The sequence below is a fragment of the Streptomyces sp. ALB3 genome, assembly GCF_044385685.1.
Taxonomy (GTDB): Bacteria; Actinomycetota; Actinomycetes; order Streptomycetales; family Streptomycetaceae; genus Streptomyces.
The window spans coordinates 1-23,447 of record NZ_JBISCE010000002.1; the positions used below are offsets into that span (position 1 = coordinate 1).

Here is a 23,447-nt window from a genome sequence, read left to right on the forward strand (position 1 = left end):
GGGGGGGCGGCCCCCCCCCCCCCCCCGGGGGGGGGCCCCCCCCCCCGGGGGGGGGGGGGGGGGCCCGCCGTCGTGCTCAGGCGCGCGGAGCTTGTGAATCAGAGAACGCGGACGGCGCCCGACGGCGGGTCGTAGTCCAGGGACTGCTGCACGACGCCCGTGCTGGAGTTCTGCGCACCGACGAACTGGCCGCCGCCCACGTAGATCCCGACGTGGTAGGCGCTGCCCGCACCGCCCCAGTACAGGATGTCGCCGGGCTGGAGGTTGTCGAGCGACACCTGGGTGCCGGCGGTCGACTGGCTCTGCGAGACGCGCGGCAGGTCGATGCCCACCGAGCCGAACGCGGCCTGGACCAGACCCGAGCAGTCCCACGAGTTCGGGCCGGTGCCGCCGGAGACGTACGCGTCACCGATCTGGGACTGCGCGAACGCGATGACGGACGCGGCCGACCCGGTGGCGTTCGACGACGAGAAGGAGGGGGAGGAGTCGGACGAGCCGGAAGAACCGGAGGACGCGCTGAGCGTGGTGCGCTCGGTGGAGCGCGACGCGCGCTCGGCGGCCTCGGCCTTCGCCTTGGCGGCGGCCTCGGCCTTCTTCACGGCCTCCGCCTTGCGGACCGCCTCGGCCTTGGCCTTCTTGGCGGTCTTGGCCGCGGTCTCGGCCGCCGCGTCCTCTTGCGCCTGTGTCGCGAGGTCGAGAGCGACCGCCTGGGTCGCCTGCGCGGACGCGGCGACGGAGGTGGAGAGCCCAGCGGTGATGGTGGGCATCTCGATGGTCTGGGTGACCGGCTCGGCCTGGGCCGGACCGGCGGCACCCGCGACCGCGATGGTGCTGAGGACGCCACCGGCAACTCCTGCCCGCAGCGCCGTCTTCGAGGCGCTCTGGCGGGGCTTCCGGTGGCTGGGTATGTGAGCGGTGTGGGACATGAGTACTAGCGCTATCAGGGCTGTAGGGGTCCCATCAAGAAACGTGTGTTGCGACACAGTTACGTTCGGAACCTATGAATCCGCTTATTGCGGGGCCTTATTGACGCCCTAACGGACAAAACGGGCGCAGGTGTGCACGGCTGTGATCACGGCGTTCTTTCAATACGCCCGAATTGCCCGTCGCTTACCATCCGTTCACACGGTTGGCCAAGCCCGCTTTTCTTGCGGCGCTCGTGGAGTGATGCAGGTCACAGTATGGGTCTCCTGTGAGAGGCAACCGCGCGCCCCCGCCCGCATTCGGGCTCCGTGTCCGTCCGCCCCGGCCCCGGGGCGTGCCCGCCACTTGTCGCCCCGTGACCTATTGGTGAGTCATGTCCGGTCCGTGTCGGCTCCTTTCGGCGGGTGGGCCGACCGGGAAGGGATGCGTCCTCCACCTCGCGGCCACCTCGTCCGCCGCCGCCCCGCGGCCACCCCGCCCACCCGTGTCCCGGGTTCGCCTCCCGCGGTCACCCCGGACGGCCGTCCGCCGCCCGGTGAGGGCCCCGGCGCGTGGGTGACTCCGGCCCGCCCCTCGCCCTCACCCCGCCCCGCGACGCGGCGAGTCCGCGACTCGGCGGCTCGGTGGCTTCGCGACTCCGGCCGGCTGGGAGCCCGGCTCGCTCGCGCCCTCACGCGCGAGGGCGCGTTCCCGTGCGAGCCGTGCGGCGGCAGTCCGGTGGCAGACGGGTCCGCCCCCTCCCTCCCCCTCATCACGACACCGCGCGCGGAGAGTTAGTGAACGGATGCGCAAGGCCACCGTCCACCTGGATCCGGTCCGCCCCTCTTCCGGGTGGGGCGAACTGCGGCGGATGCCCATATCACCCTCTCCGCGTCCATCGCCAATTTGCGTGTAGGTGCCTACCATTGATAGAGGACCACAGCTTTGACCAGCAATAACGCAGCCAAATGTCACGTCTCGTAACTGCTCGGCCGCTTCGCGTACGTAGATCACCGCTCACCCGACTTCATGATCGTTCGGGAGGTGGTGGAGATCACAAAGACGGTGACGTACCCCGTGTCGCAGATCACAGGACGGCAGGCATAGGATGCGGGGCAGTCGGGCTTGTGAACTGCCTCACATGTGCACGATCTTGGTGAGGTGGCGAGCCGGTCGCCCGATGCGGTCCAACGGTCAAGGACGACTGGAAGGAGCGAGGAGCGTGAATGCCTACGCGCCCATCCTCGTGCTCGGCGCCCTCGGGGCAGGGTTTGCGATCTTCTCCGTGGTCATGGCCACGCTTATCGGCCCGAAGCGGTACAACCGAGCAAAGCTCGAAGCGTACGAGTGCGGCATCGAACCCACCCCCACTCCAGCCGGAGGCGGCCGTTTCCCCATCAAGTACTACCTGACGGCGATGCTGTTCATCGTCTTCGACATCGAGATCGTCTTCCTCTATCCCTGGGCGGTCACCTTCGACGCCCTGGGGATCTTCGGGCTCGTGGAGATGCTGCTCTTCGTGCTCACCGTCTTCGTCGCCTACGCGTATGTGTGGCGCCGGGGCGGCCTGGAATGGGACTGAGGGGCTGAGGGGCACACCATGGGACTCGAAGAGAAGCTGCCGAGCGGCTTTGTGCTGACCACTGTCGAGCAGGCCGCCGGCTGGGTACGGAAGTCGTCCGTCTTCCCTGCCACCTTCGGCCTCGCCTGCTGCGCCATCGAGATGATGACGACCGGTGCCGGGCGGTACGACCTGGCCCGTTTCGGGATGGAGGTCTTCCGCGGATCGCCGCGGCAGGCGGACCTGATGATCGTCGCGGGACGGGTCAGCCAGAAGATGGCTCCCGTCCTGCGCCAGGTCTACGACCAGATGCCGAGCCCCAAGTGGGTCATCTCCATGGGGGTTTGCGCGTCATCGGGCGGGATGTTCAACAACTACGCCATCGTCCAGGGTGTTGATCACATCGTCCCGGTCGACATCTACCTGCCGGGGTGCCCGCCGCGCCCCGAGATGCTGATCGACGCCATCCTCAAGCTCCACCAGAAGATCCAGGGCTCCAAGCTCGGGGTCAACGCGGAGGAGGCCGCCCGCGAGGCGGAGGAGGCGGCCCTCAAGGCGCTCCCCCTGATCGAGATGAAGGGGCTGCTGCGGTGAGCGACGAGATGAACACGAACAGCGGCCAGGTGCCCGCCCCGCGGGACGACGCCGGTGAGGTCATCGGCGTACGCAAGGGGATGTTCGGCGCCGACAACGGTGGCGACACCTCCGGATACGGCGGACTCGTCCGCACGGTGACCCTGCCGGGCGCCGCCTCCCGGCCGTACGGCGGCTGGTTCGACGAAGTCGCCGACGAACTGGAAGGGGCCCTGGAGGAACAGGACCTGCTTCCGGACGACGTCATCGAGAAGACGGTCGTCGACCGGGGCGAACTCACCTTCTTCATCGCACGCGAGCACCTGGTCCAGGTCGCCCGCACCCTGCGTGACGACCCGGCCCTGCGCTTCGAGCTCTGTACGGGCGTCAGCGGAGTCCACTACCCGGGGGACAAGGGACGCGAGCTGCACGCGGTCCACCACCTGCGTTCGCTCACCCACGGGCGGCTGATCCGCGTCGAGGTCTCCGTCCCGGACAGTGACCCGCGCGTCCCGTCCCTGGTCGGGGTCTACCCGACCAACGACTGGCACGAGCGCGAGGCGTACGACTTCTTCGGGCTGGTCTTCGAGGGGCACCCCGCCCTCACCCGGATCATGATGCCGGACGACTGGCAGGGCTTCCCGCAGCGCAAGGACTACCCGCTCGGCGGCATCGCCGTCGAGTACAAGGGCGCCCAGATCCCGGCTCCGGACCAGCGGAGGTCGTACAGCTGATGACCACTCCCCACGCAACGCCGCACTCGACACCCCGCGCCACGACCGAGGGGACTGTATATACAGTCACCGGCGGCGACTGGGACGAGGTCGTCGAGTCCGCCGCCAAGTCGGACGACGAACGCATCATCGTCAACATGGGCCCCCAGCACCCGTCCACGCACGGCGTGCTGCGGCTGATCCTGGAGATCGACGGCGAGACCGTCACCGAGGCCCGCTGCGGCATCGGCTACCTCCACACCGGCATCGAGAAGAACCTCGAGTTCCGGAACTGGACGCAGGGCACCACCTTCGTCACGCGCATGGACTACCTGACGCCGTTCTTCAACGAGGCGGCGTACTGCCTCGGGGTGGAGAAACTCCTCGGCATCGAGGACCAGATCCCCGACCGCGCCACCGTCCTGCGGGTGCTCCTGATGGAGCTCAACCGGATCTCCTCGCACCTGGTGTGCATCGCCACCGGGGGCATGGAACTCGGCGCCACGACGATCATGATCTACGGCTTCCGCGACCGTGAACTCGTCCTCGACCTCTTCGAGCTGATCACCGGCCTGCGGATGAACCACGCGTTCATCCGGCCGGGCGGTCTCGCCCAGGACCTGCCCATGGGTGCGATCGACCAGCTCCGTGAGTTCGTCAGGACCATGAAGAAGAACCTGCCGGAGTACGACAAGCTCGCGACCGGCAACCCCATCTTCAAGGCCCGCATGCAGGACGTCGGGTACCTCGACCTGACCGGCTGCGTGGCGCTCGGCGCCACCGGCCCGGTCCTCAGGTCCGCGGGACTCCCGCACGACCTGCGCAAGACCGATCCCTACTGCGGCTACGAGACGTACGACTTCGACGTCCCCACCGCGGACACCTGCGACGCCTACGGCCGCTTCCTCATCCGTCTCGAGGAGATGCGCCAGTCGCTCAGGATCGTCGAGCAGTGCCTGGACCGGCTGGAGCCGGGCCCGGTCATGGTCGGGGACAAGAAGATCGCCTGGCCCGCGCAGCTCGCGCTCGGCCCCGACGGACTCGGCAACTCGCTCGACCACATCAAGAAGATCATGGGCACCTCCATGGAGGCCCTGATCCACCACTTCAAGCTGGTGACCGAGGGCTTCCGGGTCCCGGCCGGGCAGACGTACACCGCCCTGGAGTCGCCCAAGGGCGAACTCGGCGTGCACGCGGTCTCGGACGGCGGCACGCGCCCCTTCCGGGTCCACTTCCGCGACCCGTCCTTCACCAATCTCCAGGCCATGGCGGCGATGTGCGAGGGCGGCCAGGTCGCCGACGTCATCGTCGCCGTCGCGTCCATCGACCCCGTGATGGGAGGCGTCGACCGGTGACCGCAGCCAACCAAGAAGTCAGCCTGGGGATGCCGCAGCTCCCCGCCCCCGCCTACCCGGCCGAGGTGCTCGCCCGGCTCGAAGCGGATGCGAAGGAGGTGATCGCCCGCTACCCCGGCAGCCGCTCGGCACTGTTGCCGCTGCTGCACCTCGTGCAGTCGGAGGAAGGGTTCGTCTCCCGTACGGGCATGGCGTTCTGCGCCGACCAGCTCGGCCTCACCACCGCCGAGGTCAGCGCGGTCGCCACCTTCTACACGATGTACCGGCGCCGTCCGAGCGGTGACTACCAGGTCGGGGTCTGCACCAACACCCTGTGCGCGGTCATGGGCGGCGACGCCATCTTCGACCGGCTCAAGGACCACCTGGGGGTCGGCAACCACGAGACGACCGAGGACGGCAAGGTCACCCTCGAGCACATCGAGTGCAACGCGGCCTGCGACTTCGCGCCCGTCGTGATGGTCAACTGGGAGTTCTTCGACAACCAGACGCCGGAGAGCGCCACACAGCTCGTCGACGACCTGATCGCCGGCCGGACCGTGGAGCCCACCCGGGGCGCGCCTCTGTGCACGTACAAGGAGACGGCCCGGATCCTGGCCGGCTTCCCCGACCGGCGCCCCGGCGCCGTCGAGGCGAGCGGCGGCGCCGGCGCCGCCTCCCTGGCCGGACTGAAGCTCGCCAGGGGCGAGGCCTCGTCGCAGACACGCGTCGTCGGACCGAGGGGCGGGACCCCCCGGGACGCCGGGCCGCAGGACACCGCGCCCCACGACCCGTCGCCGACCGAGCACCTCAGCTCGCACGACGCACCGCAGAAGACGTCGGCCTCCGACCCGGAGCACCCGGCCGGGCCCGCCGCCGAGGAGGGGGAGTGATGACCTTGGCAGCCGAGATCGACCAGAACGGGACCAGCCCGGAGAAGCTCCTGGCACCGGTCCTCTCCTCCTTCTGGGACGAGCCGGAGTCCTGGACGCTGGACACCTACCGCCGCCACGACGGGTACGAGGGACTGCGCAAGGCCCTGGCCATGTCACCCGACGACCTCATCGCGTACGTCAAGGACTCCGGTCTGCGCGGACGCGGGGGAGCCGGGTTCCCCACCGGGATGAAGTGGCAGTTCATCCCCCAGGGCGACGGCAAGCCGCACTACCTCGTGGTCAACGCCGACGAGTCGGAGCCCGGCACCTGCAAGGACATCCCGCTCCTCTTCGCGAACCCGCACAGCCTCATCGAGGGCATCGTGATCGCCTGTTACGCGATCCGCTCGTCGCACGCCTTCATCTACCTGCGCGGCGAGGTCGTCCCCGTGCTGCGGCGGCTGCACGAGGCCGTGCGTGAGGCGTACGAGGCGGGCTACCTGGGGACGAACGTCCTGGGTTCGGGACTCGACCTGGAACTCACGGTGCACGCGGGCGCGGGTGCCTACATCTGCGGCGAGGAGACCGCCCTGCTCGACTCGCTCGAAGGGCGACGTGGCCAGCCCCGGCTTCGCCCGCCCTTCCCCGCGGTCGCCGGTCTGTACGCCTGCCCCACCGTCGTGAACAACGTCGAGTCCATCGCCTCGGTTCCCGCGATCCTGAACAAGGGCAAGGACTGGTTCAAGTCGATGGGCAGCGAGAAGTCCCCGGGCTTCACGCTGTACTCGCTCAGCGGGCACGTCACCAGCCCCGGCCAGTACGAGGCCCCGCTCGGAATCACCCTGCGCCAGCTGCTCGACATGAGCGGCGGCATCCGGGCCGGGCACCGCCTGAAGTTCTGGACACCCGGTGGCTCGTCCACCCCGATGTTCACCGACGAACACCTCGACGTCCCACTGGACTACGAGGGCGTCGGCGCCGCCGGATCCATGCTCGGCACCAAGGCGCTGCAGTGCTTCGACGAGACGACCTGCGTGGTGCGCGCGGTCACCCGCTGGACCGAGTTCTACGCCCACGAGTCCTGCGGCAAGTGCACGCCGTGCCGTGAGGGCACCTACTGGCTCGTCCAGCTGCTCCGCGACATCGAGGCGGGCAACGGCCAGATGGCCGACCTCGACAAGCTCAACGACATCGCCGACAACATCAACGGCAAGTCGTTCTGCGCCCTCGGCGACGGCGCCGCCTCGCCGATCTTCTCCTCGCTGAAGTACTTCCGCGAGGAGTACGAACAGCACATCACCGGCAGGGGCTGCCCCTTCGATCCGGCCAGGTCGACCCTCTGGGCCGACGACGACAAGAACGCTCACCGGGGGGTGAACGCATGACAGTCACCACGAGTGCGCCCTCCGGGGGCGGCGAGGCGGCCGTTCCGCCCGAGGACCTCGTCACGCTCACGATCGACGGCATCGAGATCAGCGTGCCCAAGGGCACCCTCGTCATCCGCGCCGCCGAGCTCCTCGGCATCGAGATCCCGCGCTTCTGCGACCACCCGCTCCTCGACCCGGCCGGCGCCTGCCGGCAGTGCATCGTCGAGGTCGAGGGCCAGCGCAAGCCGATGGCCTCCTGCACCATCACGTGCACCGACGGCATGGTCGTGAAGTCGCAGATCACCTCGCCCGTCGCGGAGAAGGCCCAGAAGGGGGTGATGGAGCTCCTGCTCATCAACCACCCGCTGGACTGCCCGGTCTGCGACAAGGGCGGTGAGTGCCCGCTCCAGAACCAGGCGATGTCGCACGGCGGCGCCGACTCCCGCTTCGACGGGAAGAAGCGCACCTTCGAGAAGCCCGTCCCCATCTCCACCCAGGTGCTGCTGGACCGCGAACGGTGCGTGCTCTGCGCACGGTGCACCCGGTTCTCCAACCAGGTGGCCGGCGACCCGATGATCGAGCTGCTCGAGCGCGGCGCGCTCCAGCAGGTCGGTACCGGCGAAGGCGACCCCTTCGAGTCGTACTTCTCCGGCAACACCATCCAGATCTGCCCGGTCGGGGCCCTGACCTCGGCCGCGTACCGGTTCCGCTCCCGCCCCTTCGACCTGGTGTCGACGCCCTCGGTGTGCGAACACTGCGCCGGCGGGTGTGCGACCCGGACCGACCACAGGCGCGGCAAGGTCATGCGGCGGCTCGCCGCCAACGACCCCGAGGTCAACGAGGAGTGGCTCTGCGACAAGGGCCGCTTCGGCTTCCGCTACGCACAGCAGCGCGACCGGCTCACCACACCGCTCGTGCGCAACGCGCAGGGGGTGCTGGAGCCGGCGAGCTGGCCCGAGGCACTGGAAGCCGCCGCCGCCGGCCTCTCGGCGGCGCACGGCCGGACGGGCGTGCTCACCGGTGGCCGGCTGACCGTCGAGGACGCCTACGCGTACAGCAAGTTCGCGCGGGTCGCCCTCGGCACCAACGACATCGACTTCCGGGCCCGCGTCCACAGCGGTGAGGAGGCCGACTTCCTCGCCGCGCGGGTGGCCGGGCGCGGACGCGACCTGGACGGCGGCGGGATCACGTACACCGCGCTGGAGAAGGCGCCGGCCGTCCTGCTGGCCGGCTTCGAGTCCGAGGAGGAGGCGCCCGGCGTCTTCCTGCGGCTCCGCAAGGCCCACCGCAAGCACGGGCAGCGGACGTTCGCGCTCGCCTCGCACGCCAGCCGGGGCCTGGAGAAGGCGGGCGGCACGCTCCTCGCCGCCGCCCCCGGCACCGAGACCGAATGGCTGGACGCCCTCGCGGGCGGGGTCGGCCTGGAAGGACACGGGGAGGTCGCCGCCGAGGCGCTGCGCGGCGAGGGCGCCGTGATCGTGGTGGGGGAGCGGCTCGCCGGTGTTCCCGGCGGGCTGACCGCCGCGGTGCGCGCCGCCGCGGCGACCGGCGCCGCACTCGTGTGGATCCCGCGCCGGGCCGGCGAGCGGGGCGCACTGGAGGCGGGCGCGCTCCCGTCGCTGCTGCCCGGCGGCCGTCCCGCGACGGATCCCCGGGCGCGGGAGGAGGTGGCGTCCGTCTGGGGCGTCGCCGAACTCCCGGCGCGCTTCGGCCGTGACACCGGCCAGATCGTGGAGGCCGCGGCCACCGGCGAACTGGGGGCGCTGCTGGTCGCGGGGGTCGACCCCGAGGACCTCCCCGACCCGGCCCGCGCCCTGGAAGCGCTGGACGAGGTCGGCTTCCTGGTCTCGCTGGAGCTGCGCCCCGGCGCGGTCACCGAGCGCGCCGACGTGGTCCTCCCCGTCGCGGCCGTGCCGGAGAAGCCCGGGACCTTCCTCAACTGGGAGGGCAGGGCACGGATGTTCGAGGCCGCGCTGAAGCCCGAGCAGCTGCCCCGGACGCTCTGCCCCACCGACGCGCGGGTGCTGCACATGCTGGCCGACGCACTCGACGTACACCTCGCGCTGCCCGACCTGAGGGCGGCCCGCCGTGAGCTGGACCGCCTCGGCGGATGGCAGGGCGGCCACGCCGAGGACCCGCGGGCCGCGTCCCGTCCGGTGCCCCGGCCCGGCGACGGCGAGGCGGTCCTCGCGGGCCACCGGATGCTGCTCGACCGGGGCCGGCTCCAGGAGGGCGACGAGGCGCTGGCCGGTACGAGGCACGCGGCCGTCGCCCGGCTCTCCCCGGTCACCGCCGCGGAGTCCGGGGTGAAGGACGGCGACCTGCTGGCCGTCACCGGCCCCGCCGGCACCACCGAACTCCCGCTGGAGGTCACCGACATGCCGGACCGGGTGGTGTGGGTGCCGCTCAACTCCGTCGGCCGGGGCGTCCCCGCCGACACCGGCGCCCAGCCGGGCGGACTGGTCCGGATCGGTCCGGCCGCCCCGGGCTCCCACGTCATGACAACGGAGGTAGGAGAGTGACCGGCCTCGCCCAACTCGCCGCGGCGCCGCGGGGCACCGTCCTCGCGGCCGAGGACCTCTCGATGTTCGGCACCGACCCCTGGTGGCTCGTCGTCGTGAAGGCGGTGTTCTGCTTCGCGTTCCTGATGGTGACCGTGCTGTTCTCCATCGTGTGGGAGCGCAAGGTCGTCGCCTGGATGCAGCTGCGCATCGGCCCCAACCGGCACGGCCCCTGGGGCATGCTCCAGTCCCTCGCGGACGGCATCAAGCTGATGCTGAAGGAAGACGTCGTCGTCAAGCGGGCCGACAAGGTGGTCTACATCCTGGCCCCGATCGTGGCCGCCGCACCGGCGTTCATGGCGATCGCGGTGATCCCGTTCGGCCCGGCCGGCAACGAGGTCTCGATCTTCGGCCACCGCACGACGATGCAGCTGACCGACCTGCCGATCGCGATGCTCTACATCCTCGCGGTCGCCTCCGTCGGCATCTACGGCATCGTGCTGGCCGGCTGGTCCTCCGGGTCGACGTACCCGCTGCTCGGCGGCCTGCGGTCCTGCGCCCAGATGATCAGCTACGAGATCGCGATGGGCGCCGCCTTCGCCTCCGTGTTCCTCTACTCGGGCTCGATGTCGACCTCGGAGATCGTGGCCGCGCAGGAGGACCGCTGGTTCGTCCTCCTGCTGCCGGTCTCCTTCATCATCTACATCGTCACGATGGTGGGCGAGACCAACCGCGCCCCGTTCGACATGCCCGAGTCCGAGGGCGACCTGGTCGGCGGCTTCAACACCGAGTACTCCTCGATCAAGTTCGCGATGTTCATGCTCGCCGAGTACGTCAACATGGTCACCGTCTCCGCGGTCTCCGTGACCCTGTTCCTGGGCGGCTGGCGGGCTCCGTACCCGGTCAGCACCTTCTGGGAGGGGGCGAACCACGGCTGGTGGCCGATGCTCTGGTTCGTCCTCAAGGTGCAGCTGCTCCTCTTCTTCTTCATCTGGCTGCGCGGCACGCTGCCCCGCGTCCGCTACGACCAGCTGATGAAGCTCGGCTGGAAGGTCCTGATCCCGGTCTCCGTGGTCTGGCTGATGCTGGTCGCCACCGTCAGGGCCATGAACAACGAGGGCTACGACTACTCCAGGATCCTGCTGTACGTCGCCGGTGCCGTGATCGCGGTCCTGCTGCTCTCCTTCGTCGTCGACGTCTTCCGGGACCGGAAGGCCAAGGCCGCCGAGGAGGCGGCCGGTCCCGAGCCGGCGTTCGACCCGATGGCGGGCGGATTCCCCGTGCCGCCGCTGCCCGGCCAGACCCTGCCGCCGGTGCCGCGCCGCCGTCCACGGCGCGAGCGGGAGCTCGTCGCCAGTGGCGGGCCGGACACCCGGAGCGACGATCAGGTGGATACCGGAAGTTCGAGTGACGGAAGGGAGGCCGACGGTGTCTGAGTCATCAGAACCCTCAGGGGAGAAGTTCCAGAATCCTGTGGCCGGCTTCGGCGTGACCTTCAAGGCCATGTTCAAGAAGCGGCTGACCGAGCAGTACCCGGAGACGCAGAAGGTGACGGCGCCGCGTTTCCACGGCCGGCACCAGCTCAACCGTCACCCGGACGGGCTGGAGAAGTGCGTCGGCTGCGAGCTCTGCGCCTGGGCGTGCCCGGCGGACGCGATCTACGTCGAGGGCGCGGACAACACGGACGAGGAGCGCTACTCCCCGGGCGAGCGCTACGGCCGCGTCTACCAGATCAACTACGCGCGCTGCATCCTCTGCGGGCTCTGCATCGAGGCGTGCCCCACCCGGGCGCTGACCATGACCAACCAGTTCGAGCTCGCCAACACCACGCGCGAGAGTCTCATCTACACCAAGGACGAACTGCTCGCGGGGCTCGAGGACGGCATGGTCGACAGTCCGCACGCGATCTACCCCGGCATGGACGAACAGGACTACTACCGGGGCCTGGTGACCGAGGCGGCTCCCGGCACGGAGCGTCAGGCCGCCGTCTCCAAGGGAGAAGCGGACAAGGAGGTGGACGCGTGAGCGCCACCCTGGCCGCGGCGGCCACCGCCACCTCGACGGGCGAGGCGGTCCAGTTCTGGATCCTCGGCACCGTCGCGGTCATCGGCGCACTCGCCACCGTCCTGATGAAGAAGGCGGTGCACAGCGCGCTGTCACTCGCCGGCACCATGATCGTGCTGGCGGTCTTCTACCTCGCCAACGGCGCCTACTTCCTGGGCATCGTCCAGGTCGTCGTCTACACCGGCGCCATCATGATGCTGTTCCTCTTCGTGGTCATGCTCGTCGGCGTCACGGCGGCGGACTCGCTGAAGGAGACGCTCAAGGGCCAGCGCTGGCTGGCCGCCGCCTGCGGACTCGGCTTCGGCATCCTGCTGATCGCCGGCATCGGGCAGGCGTCGCTGAGGACCTTCAACGGTCTGGGGACGGCGAACGCCCGGCACGGCGGCAACGTCGAGGGCCTCGCCAACCTGATCTTCACCAAGTACGTGTTCGCGTTCGAGATCACCGGCGCCCTGCTGATCACCGCGACCGTCGGCGCGATGCTGCTCACGCACCGCGAGCGCACCGAGCGCGCCAAGACCCAGCGTGAGCTGTCCCAGGAGCGGGTGCGCAGCAGCCACCTGCCGCCGCTGCCCGCTCCCGGTGTCTACGCCCGGCACAACGCCGTGGACATCGCGGGACTGCTTCCGGACGGCACCCCGTCCGAGCTCACCGTCATGCAGACGCTGCGGCAGCGCGGCCAGATCCGTGATGTCTCCAGTGAGTCGCTCGCCGACCTCAAGGCGCTGGAGCAGCGCTCCGAGGAGCGGCTCGGCCGCGACGGCGGGCCTCGTGACCACGCCGAGGAAGAGGAGGAGGTCGCCAAGTGAATCCGGTCAACTATCTCTACCTCGCGGCCCTTTTGTTCACGATCGGCGCCTCCGGCGTGCTGATCAGGCGGAACGCGATCGTGGTGTTCATGTGCATCGAGCTGATGCTCAACGCCTGCAACCTCGCGCTCGTCGCGTTCTCCCGGATGCACGGAAACCTCGACGGCCAGATCATCGCGTTCTTCACGATGGTCGTCGCCGCCGCGGAGGTCGTCATCGGGCTCGCGATCATCGTGTCGCTGTTCCGCTCCCGCCACTCGGCCTCGGTCGACGACGCCAGCCTGATGAAGCTGTAAGGGGTCGGATTCGTGGAAAACCTGATTGCGCTGCTGGTCGCTGCGCCCCTGCTCGGAGCGGCGGTCCTGCTCTGCGGCGGTCGCCGGCTCGACCGGGCCGGACACTGGATCGGCACGGCGCTCGCCGCCGCGTCGTTCGTCATCGGTGCCGTGCTCTTCACCGACATGCTCGGCAAGGGCGCCGAGGACCGGGCCCTGCACCAGACGCTGTACAGCTGGATCCCCGTCGAGGGATTCCAGGCCGACGTGGCCTTCCAGCTCGACCAGTTGTCGATGACGTTCGTCCTGCTGATCACCGGTGTGGGCACCCTGATCCACATCTACTCCATCGGTTACATGGAGCACGACGAGCGGCGCCGCCGCTTCTTCGGCTACCTCAACCTGTTCCTCGCGGCGATGCTCGTCCTGGTCATCGCCGACAACTACCTCCTGCTGTACGTCGGGTGGGAGGGTGTCGGACTGGCGTCGTACCTGCTGATCGGCTTCTGGCAGCACAAGCCCAGCGCGGCCACCGCCGCCAAGAAGGCCTTCCTGGTCAACAGGGTCGGCGACATGGGCCTGTCCATCGCGATCATGCTGATGTTCACCACCTTCGGCACGTTCGCCTTCGGGCCGGTGCTCGAAGCGACGGGGGACACCGGCGAGGGCAAGCTCACCGCCATCGGGCTGATGCTGCTGCTCGCCGCCTGCGGCAAGTCGGCGCAGGTACCGCTGCAGTCCTGGCTCGGTGACGCGATGGAGGGCCCGACCCCGGTCTCGGCCCTGATCCACGCCGCCACCATGGTGACCGCGGGCGTGTACCTCATCGTCCGCTCCGGCGCCATCTTCAACGCGGCGCCCGACGCCCAGCTGGTCGTCGTGGTCGTCGGAGCCGTCACGCTCCTCTTCGGTGCGATCGTCGGTTGCGCGAAGGACGACATCAAGAAGGCCCTCGCCGGCTCGACGATGTCGCAGATCGGCTACATGATCCTCGCCGCGGGACTGGGCCCCATCGGGTACGTCTTCGCGATCATGCACCTGGTCACGCACGGCTTCTTCAAGGCCGGACTCTTCCTCGGCGCCGGTTCGGTCATGCACGGCATGAACGACGAGGTCGACATGCGGAAGTACGGCGGCCTGCGGAAGTACATGCCGGTCACCTTCGTGACCTTCGGTCTCGGTTATCTCGCGATCATCGGCTTCCCCGGTCTGTCGGGCTTCTTCTCCAAGGACATGATCATCGAGGCGGCCTTCGCCAAGGGCGGCACCCAGGGGTGGATCCTCGGCTCGGTCACGCTGCTGGGCGCCGCCATCACCGCGTTCTACATGACGCGCGTGATGCTGCTGACGTTCTTCGGCGAGAAGCGCTGGCAGCCGGACGCCCAGGGCAACGAGCCGCATCCGCACGAGTCACCGAAGTCCATGACGATCCCGATGATCGTGCTGGCCTTCGGGTCGGTCTTCGCCGGGGGCTTCTTCTCGATCGGCGACCGCTTCGTGCACTGGCTGGAGCCCGTCACCGGGCACGACCACGGGCACGCCCCGGTCAGCGCGACCACCGTCACCGTCGCCACGATGGTGGTACTGGTCATCGGTGTGGCCATCGCCTGGACCATGTACGGGCGCAGGCCCGTCCCCGTCGTCGCCCCGCGCGGCTCGCTGCTCACCAGGGCGGCCCGCCGGGACCTCCTCCAGGACGACTTCAACCACGTGGTCCTGGTCCGCGGCGGAGAACACCTCACCCGCTCCCTGGTCTACGTCGACCACACCCTGGTCGACGGCGTCGTCAACGGCACGGCCGCCTCGATGGGCGGGCTCTCCGGCCGGCTGCGCAAACTGCAGAACGGCTACGCCCGCTCCTACGCGGTCTCGATGTTCGGCGGCGCGGCGGTACTCATCGCCGCGACCCTGCTGATGAGGGCGGTCTGATCCCATGTCCTTTCCCCTCCTGACAGTGACGGCCGCGCTCCCGGCGATCGGCGCGATCGCCACCGCCGCCGTCCCGGCAGCGCGGCGCACCGCCGCCAAGTGGCTCGCCCTGGGCGTCTCGCTGGCGACGCTCGTCCTGGCCGGCGTCGTGTTCGCCCGCTTCGAACCGGGCGGCGACCGCTACCAGCTCACCGAATCGCACGCCTGGATCGCGGACTTCGGTGTCCGCTACGAACTGGGCGTCGACGGCATCGGGGTGGCGCTCCTCGCGCTCACCGCGCTGCTGATCCCCTTCGTCATCCTCGCGGGCTGGCACGACGCCGATCCTCTGGAGACGAACAGCTCCCGCTGGCGCCCCACCCAGGGCTTCTTCGCCCTGATCCTGATGGTGGAAGCGATGGTGATCCTGTCCTTCGTGGCCACCGACGTCTTCCTCTTCTACATCCTCTTCGAAGCCATGCTCATCCCGATGTACTTCCTCATCGGCGGCTTCGGGGACCGGGCGCACGCGGGCAGCGACGAGAACGCGGCGACGCAGCGCAGCTACGCGGCCGTGAAGTTCCTCCTCTACAACCTGGCCGGCGGGCTCATCATGCTGGCCGCCGTCATCGGGCTCTACGTCGTCGCGGGGAGTTTCTCGCTCTCCGAGATCGCCGAGGCCCGGGCCGACGGGTCGCTGGACATGGCCACCTCCACGGAGCGCTGGCTGTTCCTCGGGTTCTTCTTCGCCTTCGCGGTGAAGGCCCCGCTGTGGCCGCTGCACACCTGGCTGCCCAACGCCATGGGGGAGGCGACCACGCCGGTGGCCGTCCTGATCACCGCGGTCGTCGACAAGGTCGGCACCTTCGCGATGCTCCGCTTCTGCCTCCAGCTGTTCCCGGAGGCCAGCAAGTGGGCGACGCCGGTCATCATCGTCCTGGCGCTGGTCTCCATCGTCTACGGCGCCCTGCTCGCCGTAGGCCAGCGCGACATCAAGCGGCTCATCGCCTACGCGTCGATCTCGCACTTCGGCTTCATCGTGCTCGGCATCTTCGCGATGACGAGTCAGGGCCAGTCGGGCGCCACGCTCTACATGGTCAACCACGGTCTCTCGACGGCGGCGCTGATGCTGGTCGCCGGATTCCTGATCACCCGTCGGGGCTCGCGGCTCATCGCCGACTACGGCGGGGTCCAGAAGGTGGCTCCCGTCCTGGCGGGGACCTTTCTCATCGGCGGCCTGGCCACCCTCTCGCTGCCCGGTCTCGCCCCGTTCGTCAGTGAGTTCCTGGTCCTGGTCGGCGTGTTCAGCGCCTACCCGGTGGCCGGCGTCATCGCCACCGTCGGCATCGTGCTCGCCGCGCTCTACGTCCTGGTCCTCTACCAGCGGACGATGACGGGACCGGTCAGGGAGGGGATCGGGGGCATGCCCGACCTCAAGGTCCGTGAGCTGGCCGTGGCCCTTCCGCTGATCGCCCTGCTGATCTTCCTGGGCGTCTTCCCGAAGCCGGTCACGGACGTCGTCGACCCGGCGGTGCGGCACACCATGCACGACGTACAGAAGAAGGACCCCCAGCCCGAGGTGGAGGCCGCCAAGTGAGCGCAACAGCTGTCCACAGCCTGTGGACGACGGCGGGCGGGGTGACATCGGCCGCACCGGGCGACAAGTTCACCGCTCCGACCATCGAGTACGCCCAACTGGCGCCCGTCCTGATCGTGGTCGGCGCCGCCGTCCTCGGGATCCTGGTGGAGGCGTTCGTCCCGCGACGGGCCCGGTACACCACCCAGGTGTTCCTGACGGTCGTGGCGATCGCCGCCGCCTTCGCCGCGGTCGTCGGACTCGCAGCCGACGGATACGCCACGGAGAACGCGCACATCGCGGCCATGGGAGCCGTCGCCGTCGACGGTCCCGCCCTGTTCCTCCAGGGCACCATCCTGCTCGTCTCCATGGTCTCCGTCTTCACCTTCGCCGAGCGGCGCCTCGACCCGGCCGCGCACGGCAACCGCGTGGACTCCTTCGCCGCGCAGGCCGGGTCGGTGCCCGGCAGTGAGGGGGAGAAGGCGGCGGTCAAGGCGGGTTTCACCACGACCGAGGTCTTCCCGCTCGCCCTGTTCTCCGTCGCCGGGATGCTGGTCTTCCCCGCGGCCAACGACCTGCTGACGCTCTTCATCGCGCTGGAGGTCTTCTCCCTCCCGCTCTACCTCCTGTGCGCCGTCGCCCGCCGCAAGCGGCTGATGTCCCAGGAAGCCGCCGTGAAGTACTTCCTGCTCGGCGCCTTCTCCTCGGCGTTCCTGCTCTTCGGGATCGCGCTGCTCTACGGATACGCGGGCACCGTCTCGTACGCGGGCATCGCGAACGTCGTCGACGGCGACGTACAGCAGGTCGACCCGGCGCTCGCCGGCACCATGGGCAACGACGCGCTGCTGCTGATCGGCGGGGCCATGCTCCTCATGGGCCTGCTGTTCAAGGTCGGCGCGGTCCCCTTCCACATGTGGACCCCGGACGTCTACCAGGGCGCCCCGACCCCGGTCACCGGCTTCATGGCCGCGGCCACGAAGGTCGCCGCGTTCGGGGCGCTGCTGCGCCTGCTGTACGTGGTGCTGCCCGGTCTCACCTGGGACCTGCGGCCCGTCATGTGGGGCGTCGCCATCGTCACGATGCTGGGCGGGGCGATCGTCGCGATCACCCAGACCGACATCAAGCGCCTCCTGGCCTACTCCTCGATCGCGCACGCGGGCTTCATCCTCGCCGGTGTCATCGCGGCCAGTCCGGAGGGCGTCTCGTCGGTCCTCTTCTACCTCGGGGTGTACTCCTTCGTGACGGTCGGTGCCTTCGCCGTCGTCACCCTGGTACGGGACGCCGGCGGCGAGGCGACCCACCTGTCGAAGTGGGCCGGCCTCGGCCGGCGCTCGCCGCTGACGGCGGCCGTCTTCGCGGTGTTCCTGCTGTCCTTCGCCGGCATCCCGCTCACCTCGGGCTTCTCCGGCAAGTTCGCCGTCTTCAAGGCGGCGGCGGACGGCGGCGCGGGCGGCCTCGTGGTGGTCGGTGTGATCTCGTCGGCCATCGCCGCGTTCTTCTACATCCGGGTCATCGTCCTGATGTTCTTCAGCGAGCCGAAGGCGGACGGCCCCACGGTCGCCGTCCCGTCCCCGCTGACGATGACCACGATCGGTGTCGGTGTCGCCGTGACCCTGGTGCTCGGCCTGGCCCCGCAGTACTTCCTCGACCTGGCGGGGCAGGCGGGGGTGTTCGTGCGGTAGCACGGAGCAGCGCGACGACGACGCCGGAAGGGCCGCGAAACCGGGCCCGTCCGGCGTTGTCGTACGCGGCGCCTATGGTTGCTGGGGATGAGTGAAGGACGGAACGGGACGGGCGGAACGATGAGTGTGACGACCGAGAGCGCCGCGCAGCAGACGCTGCACCGGGTGTTCGGGTACGAGGCGTTCCGTGGTGAGCAGGGGGCGGTGATCGAGCACGTCGTCGGGGGCGGCGATGCTGTGGTGCTCATGCCCACCGGTGGCGGGAAGTCGCTCTGCTACCAGATCCCCGCCCTGGTCAGGCCGGGTACGGGCATCGTGATCTCCCCGTTGATCGCGCTCATGCAGGACCAGGTGGACGCCCTGCGCGCGCTCGGTGTCCGTGCGGGCTTCATGAACAGCACCCAGGACTTCGACGAGCGCAGGTCGATGGAGGCCCAGTTCGTCGCCGGTGAGCTCGACGTGCTGTACCTGGCCCCGGAGCGGCTGCGCCTCGACTCGACGCTCTCGCTGCTGGCACGCGGTGAGATCTCCGTCTTCGCCATCGACGAGGCGCACTGCGTCGCCCAGTGGGGCCACGATTTCCGCCCCGACTACCTGGCCCTGTCCGTGCTGGGCGAGCGCTGGCCCGACGTGCCCCGCATCGCACTGACGGCCACGGCGACCGACGCCACGCACCGGGAGATCACCCAGCGCCTGGGCATGCCCGACGCCAGGCACTTCGTGGCCAGCTTCGACCGGCCCAACATCCAGTACCGCATCGTGCCGAAGGCCGACCCGAAGAAGCAGCTGCTCACCTTCCTCAAGGAGGAGCACGCGGGTGACGCGGGCATCGTCTACTGCCTCTCGCGCGCTTCGACGGAGAAGACCGCCGAGTACCTCTGCCGCAACGGCATCGAGGCCGTGCCCTACCACGCGGGTCTCGACGCGGGGACCCGCGCCGCTCACCAGTCCCGCTTCCTGCGCGAGGAGGGCCTGGTCGTCGTCGCGACCATCGCCTTCGGCATGGGCATCGACAAGCCCGACGTGCGTTTCGTCGCCCACCTCGACCTGCCGAAGTCCGTCGAGGGCTACTACCAGGAGACCGGTCGCGCGGGGCGTGACGGGGCGCCGTCCACGGCCTGGATGGCGTACGGCCTCCAGGACGTCGTCCAGCAGCGCAAGCTGATCCAGGGCGGCGAGGGCGACGAGGCGTTCCGGCGCCGGGCGGCCTCCCACCTCGACTCGATGCTGGCGCTCTGCGAGACGGTGCAGTGCCGGCGGGCCCAGCTCCTGACGTACTTCGGCCAGGAGCCCGGCGAGCAGGCCTGCGGCAACTGCGACACCTGTCTCACTCCGCCCGAGACCTGGGACGGCACGGTGGCCGCCCAGCAGCTGCTGTCCACCATCGTGCGGCTGAAGCGGGAGCGGAACCAGAAGTTCGGGGCCGGTCAGATCATCGACATCCTGCTGGGGCGCAGGACCGCGAAGGTCATCCAGTTCGACCACGACCAGCTCTCGGTCTTCGGGATCGGCGACGAGCTGGCCGAGGCGGAGTGGCGGGGCGTGGCGCGCCAGCTGCTGGCCCAGGGGCTGCTCGCCGTCGAGGGGGAGTACGGCACGCTGGTGCTGACGGAGGAGTCCGGATCGGTGCTCCGCCGGGAGCGCGAGGTGCTGCTCCGCAAGGAGCCGAAGCGGCCCACGACCCGGTCCGGCGGGACGGGCGAGCGCAAGGCGAAGCCGGCGGCGGCCGTGGCCGACCTGCCGGCGGAGGCCGTCCCGGTCTTCGAGGCGCTGCGCGCCTGGCGCGGCGCCCAGGCCAAGGAGCTGGGCCTCCCGGCGTACGTGATCTTCCACGACGCGACGCTGAGGGAGATCGCCGCCCTGCGCCCCACGACCCTGGCTGAGCTGGGCGGGGTCAGCGGACTCGGCGAGAAGAAGCTCGCGACGTACGGCGAGGGCGTGCTGGAGGTGCTGGCGGGGCTGGGAGACACGGGCCCTGCCGCCGCTCGGGAAGCGACCCCCGCACCGGCCGGGGCCGCGGTGCCGGCGGCCCGCCCGGCGGTGCGGGACGCGGACCCCGAGTTCGGTTGGGACGAGGAGCCGCCGGAGTTCGAGTGAGCCCGGGTGGCGCGGGCGTTATCGGGGGTCCGCCGGCCTGCGGCGGGAGACGATCGTGGTCAGGTCGAGATCGACGGGGAAGGGCGTGGAGACCTTCATCCGGTCGTGGAAGATCCCCGTGGAGGTGTACGCGCCGGTCGCGGGCTCCAGCTCGAAGACGTAGACGACCGCCCGGCCGTCCTGGTTCTCCACCCGCCAGTAGTGCGGGATCCTCGCCCGCGCGTACTTCACGGGCTTGGTCTCCCGGTCACGGGTGACGGACTCGTCGGAGACGACCTCGATCGCGACAGATCGGGAGTGTGTCCAGGTCATCGGCGGTCCAGCCGCCCACGGGCGGGACCGCCCACCGCGGCTCGGGGGCCTCGGGTTCGAGGCTCATCAGTGCTCCCATGGGACGAAGCCTCGCGGGTCCGTTCAGCGTATCCGGCGAGAACCGATCATGGCCGCTCAGACGTATGAGCGAGTCACGCGTCGTCGACCCCCACACCCCTGGCCGCGTACGCGCGCACATCCGCGTCCGCGTCCGTGAGCACGCCCGAAAGGGCCTCCCGGACCGCCTCGTGGGACGTGTGGTGGAGCAGAGCCAGGACCGCCGCCTTGCGTACGTCGGCGTTCACGTCGGCGAGCGCTCCGGCCAGTGGGCCGACCGCGGAAGCCGGGTCCGCCGAGGAGAGCGCCGTCGCAGCCCCCGCCCGGACCTGCCACGCGCGGTCCGCCAGCGCAGCGGTGGCCTGAGCGGCGTACGGCTCAGGGCACCCGGTGGCCGCGAGCGCACCCAGGGCCGCCGCCCGCACCAGCGGGTCGGGGTCGTCGAGCAGCGGGGCCAGCGGTTCCGGGCCCGGGGCACGCGTGGCCGCCAGGCCCTTCGCCACGGCCACCCGGACCTCCCGGGACGGGTCGGTCGCGGCTCCGGCCAGCAGACCGGTCGCGTCCACGGAGACCAGGGCGCTCACCGTGTGGACGCGTACGTCGATGTCGGGATCGCCGAGCGTGCCCGCGAACAGTTCCGCGTCCCCCAGCCGCAGCGCCCGCAGGGTGTCCAGCGCCGTGGACCGTACGACGGGGTCGTCCGAGCCCAGGGCCGCCACCAGCGGTCCGCGCAGGGCCGGTTCGGCCGGCAGTACCTCGACCAGCTCCCGCAGGGAGGCGGCGGCCGCCGCCCGCACCGACGGGGCGGGGTCCGCGAGCGTGGCGGCCAGCGCGGGCCCCGCGCCCCCCGGCGTCGACTCGGTGAGCGCGGCCACGGCGGCCCGCCGGACCGCGGGGTCCGCGTCGGCCAGGTACGGTGCGAGGTCCGGCAGCTCGGGCTGTTCCTCGGCCAGCGCGAGGAGTTCGAGGATGCGGGGGGAGGGTCCGGACGAAGCCGTGGTGAAGGCCCCGGAGCGTACGGGCGCCGTGGAACCCGTAGGCGCCGACTCCCGCGCCCCGGCCGTCGCGACCTGCTCCGCCTGGACCTCGCCGAGCTCCCGGGAGGGACCGCCGACCGGGTCGAAGCCCTCCACCGGCACGAGGTACGGCGCCACCGGCCGGGCCGTGAACTCCATCGCTCCGGTAGCCGACTTGCGCAGGTCGAGGTGGTGGAACCAGTCGGTGTCGTCGCGCTCCGGATGGTCGGTGCGCTCGTGGTACAGACCCCAGCGGGACTCCGTGCGGGCCAGCGAGGAGCGCGCCGCCATCTCCGCGCAGTCCCGGATGAAGCTCACCTCCGCGCACCGCATCAGCTCGTGCGCGGTGGTCGCCCCCATCTCCGCGATGTCCGTACGCATCCGCTCGAAGTGCTCCAGTGCGAGCGAGAGCCGCGCCCCCGACTTGGGCGGTGCCACGTAGTCGTTCACGAACCGGCGCAGCTTGTACTCGACCTGGGTCTGCGGCGGGCCCTCCGGGTTGAGCAGCGGACGGTAGACCAGCTCGTGCGCCTCGCGCAGCTGGTCCGCGGGCAGTTCGCCCTCGTGAGCCGTGTACCGCGAGGCGTCGGCGCCCGCCAGGTCGCCGTAGACGAACGCGCCGATCATGTAGTTGTGCGGGACGCAGGCCAGGTCCCCGGCCGCGTACAGGCGTGGCACCGTCGTGCGGGCCCGGTCGTCGACGCGGACCCCGGAGGCCGAGTGGCCGCCGCACAGGCCGATCTCGGAGATGTGCATCTCGATGTCGTGGGTGCGGTAGTCGTGGCCCCGGTTCGCGTGGAACGTGCCGCGCGTCGGGCGCTCGGTGGAGTGCAGGATGCCTTCCAGGGCGCTGACGGACTCCTCGGGCAGGTGGCTCAGCTTGAGGTAGACCGGTCCCCGGTCCGAGGCGACCTCCGCCGCGAACTCGGACATCATCTGCCCCGACCAGTAGTCGGAGTCCACGAACCGCTCGCCGTGCCGGTTCACCTGGTAGCCGCCGAAGGGATTGGCCACGTAGGCGCAGGCCGGTCCGTTGTAGTCCTTGATCAGCGGATTGATCTGGAAGCACTCGATGCCGGTCAGCTCCGCCCCCGCGTGGTAGGCCATGGCGTAGCCGTCCCCCGCGTTGGTGGGGTTCTCGTACGTCCCGTAGAGGTAGCCGGACGCCGGCAGTCCGAGGCGTCCGCACGGCCCGGTGGCCAGGACGACGGCCCCGGCGCGCACGGTGACGAACGACCCGGTACGGGTGTTGAAGGCCGCCGCGCCGATGGCCCGGCCGTCGTCCCCGGTGAGGACGCGGACCGGCATCACCCGGTTCTCGATCCGGATCCGCTCCCGCATCTCCCTGCGCCGCAACTGCCGGTAGAGGACCTTCTTGACGTCCTTGCCCTCGGGCATGGGCAGCACGTACGAGCCGGAGCGGTGCACCTGCCGGACGGCGTACTCCCCGTGCTCGTCCTTCTCGAACTTCACCCCGTACGACTCCAGCCGCCGCACCATCGCGTATCCGCGTTCGGCGGTCCGGCGGACGGTGGACTGGTCGACGATGCCGTCGTTGGCCCGGGTGATCTCGGCGACGTAGTCGTCGGGTTCCGCCCGGCCGGGGATCACCGCGTTGTTGACGCCGTCCATGCCCATGGCGAGGGCGCCCGAGTGCCGGACGTGCGCCTTCTCCAGCAGCAGGACGGAGGAGCCGTGCTCGGCGGCGGTGAGCGCGGCCATCGTGCCGGCCGTGCCGCCCCCGACGACCAGCACGTCGCAGGAGAGTTCCTCGGCGTCGGCGAGGGCGGGGATCTGCACGGTCGGGCCTTTCCGTGGGTGGTGAAG

General features: G+C 70.2%; 17 protein-coding genes and 1 pseudogene. 15 read left to right on the forward strand and 3 right to left on the reverse strand.

Translation table 11 applies throughout. The features are described from left to right. Positions 1-98: 98 nt before the first annotated feature. Positions 99-926 carry a C40 family peptidase gene (locus ACHFIV_RS01585; protein WP_398962395.1) on the reverse strand — a complete coding sequence of 276 codons (828 nt, stop codon included), beginning with the start codon at positions 924-926 and terminating at the stop codon, positions 99-101. A gap of 1,199 nt (positions 927-2,125) precedes the next feature. Here ACHFIV_RS01585 and ACHFIV_RS01590 point away from each other — a divergent pair. The 15 genes from ACHFIV_RS01590 to recQ all read left to right on the forward strand — a co-directional run bounded on the left by ACHFIV_RS01590 (position 2,126) and on the right by recQ (position 20,235). Continuing rightward, positions 2,126-2,485 carry an NADH-quinone oxidoreductase subunit A gene (locus tag ACHFIV_RS01590; protein WP_003992243.1) on the forward strand — a complete coding sequence of 120 codons (360 nt, stop codon included), beginning with the start codon at positions 2,126-2,128 and terminating at the stop codon, positions 2,483-2,485. An 18-nt stretch (positions 2,486-2,503) separates the two neighbouring features. Beyond that, positions 2,504-3,058: a NuoB/complex I 20 kDa subunit family protein gene (locus tag ACHFIV_RS01595; RefSeq protein ID WP_014154689.1), complete on the forward strand. Its 555-nt coding sequence runs from the start codon at positions 2,504-2,506 to the stop codon at positions 3,056-3,058. An 8-nt stretch (positions 3,059-3,066) separates the two neighbouring features. Beyond that, the gene (locus ACHFIV_RS01600) at positions 3,067-3,771 is read left to right on the forward strand and encodes an NADH-quinone oxidoreductase subunit C (RefSeq protein ID WP_398962492.1); all 705 of its coding nucleotides are present in this window, start codon (positions 3,067-3,069) and stop codon (positions 3,769-3,771) included. Then, positions 3,771-5,105, forward strand: a complete 1,335-nt coding sequence (locus ACHFIV_RS01605) for an NADH-quinone oxidoreductase subunit D (RefSeq protein ID WP_398962399.1) — start codon at positions 3,771-3,773, stop codon at positions 5,103-5,105. Before ACHFIV_RS01600 ends, ACHFIV_RS01605 begins: the two co-directional genes overlap by 1 nt. A 29-nt stretch (positions 5,106-5,134) precedes the next feature. Then, entirely contained in the window at positions 5,135-5,974 is an 840-nt protein-coding gene (gene nuoE / locus ACHFIV_RS01610; RefSeq protein WP_398962494.1) for an NADH-quinone oxidoreductase subunit NuoE, read from the forward strand. After that, on the forward strand, positions 5,971-7,341 hold the full coding sequence (nuoF, locus tag ACHFIV_RS01615; protein WP_398962400.1) for an NADH-quinone oxidoreductase subunit NuoF: 1,371 nt from the start codon (positions 5,971-5,973) through the stop codon (positions 7,339-7,341). Before nuoE ends, nuoF begins: the two co-directional genes overlap by 4 nt. After that, the gene (locus tag ACHFIV_RS01620; RefSeq protein WP_398962403.1) at positions 7,338-9,845 is read left to right on the forward strand and encodes an NADH-quinone oxidoreductase subunit G; all 2,508 of its coding nucleotides are present in this window, start codon (positions 7,338-7,340) and stop codon (positions 9,843-9,845) included. Before nuoF ends, ACHFIV_RS01620 begins: the two co-directional genes overlap by 4 nt. Further along, the gene (gene nuoH, locus ACHFIV_RS01625; protein WP_398962406.1) at positions 9,842-11,260 is read left to right on the forward strand and encodes an NADH-quinone oxidoreductase subunit NuoH; all 1,419 of its coding nucleotides are present in this window, start codon (positions 9,842-9,844) and stop codon (positions 11,258-11,260) included. The genes ACHFIV_RS01620 and nuoH overlap by 4 nt, the downstream gene beginning before the upstream one ends. After that, positions 11,253-11,849: an NADH-quinone oxidoreductase subunit NuoI gene (gene nuoI / locus ACHFIV_RS01630; protein WP_398962409.1), complete on the forward strand. Its 597-nt coding sequence runs from the start codon at positions 11,253-11,255 to the stop codon at positions 11,847-11,849. Before nuoH ends, nuoI begins: the two co-directional genes overlap by 8 nt. Beyond that, a complete protein-coding gene (locus ACHFIV_RS01635) occupies positions 11,846-12,697 on the forward strand; it encodes an NADH-quinone oxidoreductase subunit J (protein WP_398962412.1) in 852 nt (283 codons plus the stop codon). Before nuoI ends, ACHFIV_RS01635 begins: the two co-directional genes overlap by 4 nt. Continuing rightward, positions 12,694-12,993: an NADH-quinone oxidoreductase subunit NuoK gene (nuoK, locus tag ACHFIV_RS01640; RefSeq protein ID WP_033297526.1), complete on the forward strand. Its 300-nt coding sequence runs from the start codon at positions 12,694-12,696 to the stop codon at positions 12,991-12,993. Before ACHFIV_RS01635 ends, nuoK begins: the two co-directional genes overlap by 4 nt. A gap of 12 nt (positions 12,994-13,005) precedes the next feature. After that, entirely contained in the window at positions 13,006-14,901 is a 1,896-nt protein-coding gene (gene nuoL / locus ACHFIV_RS01645; protein WP_398962417.1) for an NADH-quinone oxidoreductase subunit L, read from the forward strand. 4 nt (positions 14,902-14,905) lie between these two features. Further along, complete coding sequence (locus ACHFIV_RS01650) at positions 14,906-16,477, forward strand: NADH-quinone oxidoreductase subunit M (RefSeq protein ID WP_398962419.1); 1,572 nt, start codon at positions 14,906-14,908, stop codon at positions 16,475-16,477. Beyond that, positions 16,474-18,138, forward strand: coding sequence for an NADH-quinone oxidoreductase subunit NuoN (gene nuoN / locus ACHFIV_RS01655; protein WP_398962422.1), 1,665 nt, complete (start codon positions 16,474-16,476; stop codon positions 18,136-18,138). Before ACHFIV_RS01650 ends, nuoN begins: the two co-directional genes overlap by 4 nt. Before the next feature lie 120 nt (positions 18,139-18,258). Then, a complete protein-coding gene (recQ, locus tag ACHFIV_RS01660; RefSeq protein WP_398962497.1) occupies positions 18,259-20,235 on the forward strand; it encodes a DNA helicase RecQ in 1,977 nt (658 codons plus the stop codon). An 18-nt stretch (positions 20,236-20,253) separates the two neighbouring features. Here recQ and ACHFIV_RS01665 read toward each other — a convergent pair. Beyond that, positions 20,254-20,614: pseudogene (locus ACHFIV_RS01665) on the reverse strand (Uma2 family endonuclease). Positions 20,615-20,699: 85 nt separating this feature from the next. After that, entirely contained in the window at positions 20,700-23,420 is a 2,721-nt protein-coding gene (locus tag ACHFIV_RS01670) for a fumarate reductase/succinate dehydrogenase flavoprotein subunit (RefSeq protein WP_398962424.1), read from the reverse strand. Positions 23,421-23,447 lie beyond the last annotated feature (27 nt).

Coding starts and splice junctions, on each gene's coding strand:
- ACHFIV_RS01585 (WP_398962395.1), bottom strand. CDS start 926: ATGTCCCACACCGCTCACATACCCAGCCACCGGAAGCCCCGCCAGAGC.
- ACHFIV_RS01595 (WP_014154689.1), top strand. CDS start 2,504: ATGGGACTCGAAGAGAAGCTGCCGAGCGGCTTTGTGCTGACCACTGTC.
- ACHFIV_RS01600 (WP_398962492.1), top strand. CDS start 3,067: ATGAACACGAACAGCGGCCAGGTGCCCGCCCCGCGGGACGACGCCGGT.
- ACHFIV_RS01605 (WP_398962399.1), top strand. CDS start 3,771: ATGACCACTCCCCACGCAACGCCGCACTCGACACCCCGCGCCACGACC.
- nuoE (WP_398962494.1), top strand. CDS start 5,135: ATGCCGCAGCTCCCCGCCCCCGCCTACCCGGCCGAGGTGCTCGCCCGG.
- ACHFIV_RS01620 (WP_398962403.1), top strand. CDS start 7,338: ATGACAGTCACCACGAGTGCGCCCTCCGGGGGCGGCGAGGCGGCCGTT.
- ACHFIV_RS01650 (WP_398962419.1), top strand. CDS start 14,906: ATGTCCTTTCCCCTCCTGACAGTGACGGCCGCGCTCCCGGCGATCGGC.
- recQ (WP_398962497.1), top strand. CDS start 18,259: ATGAGTGTGACGACCGAGAGCGCCGCGCAGCAGACGCTGCACCGGGTG.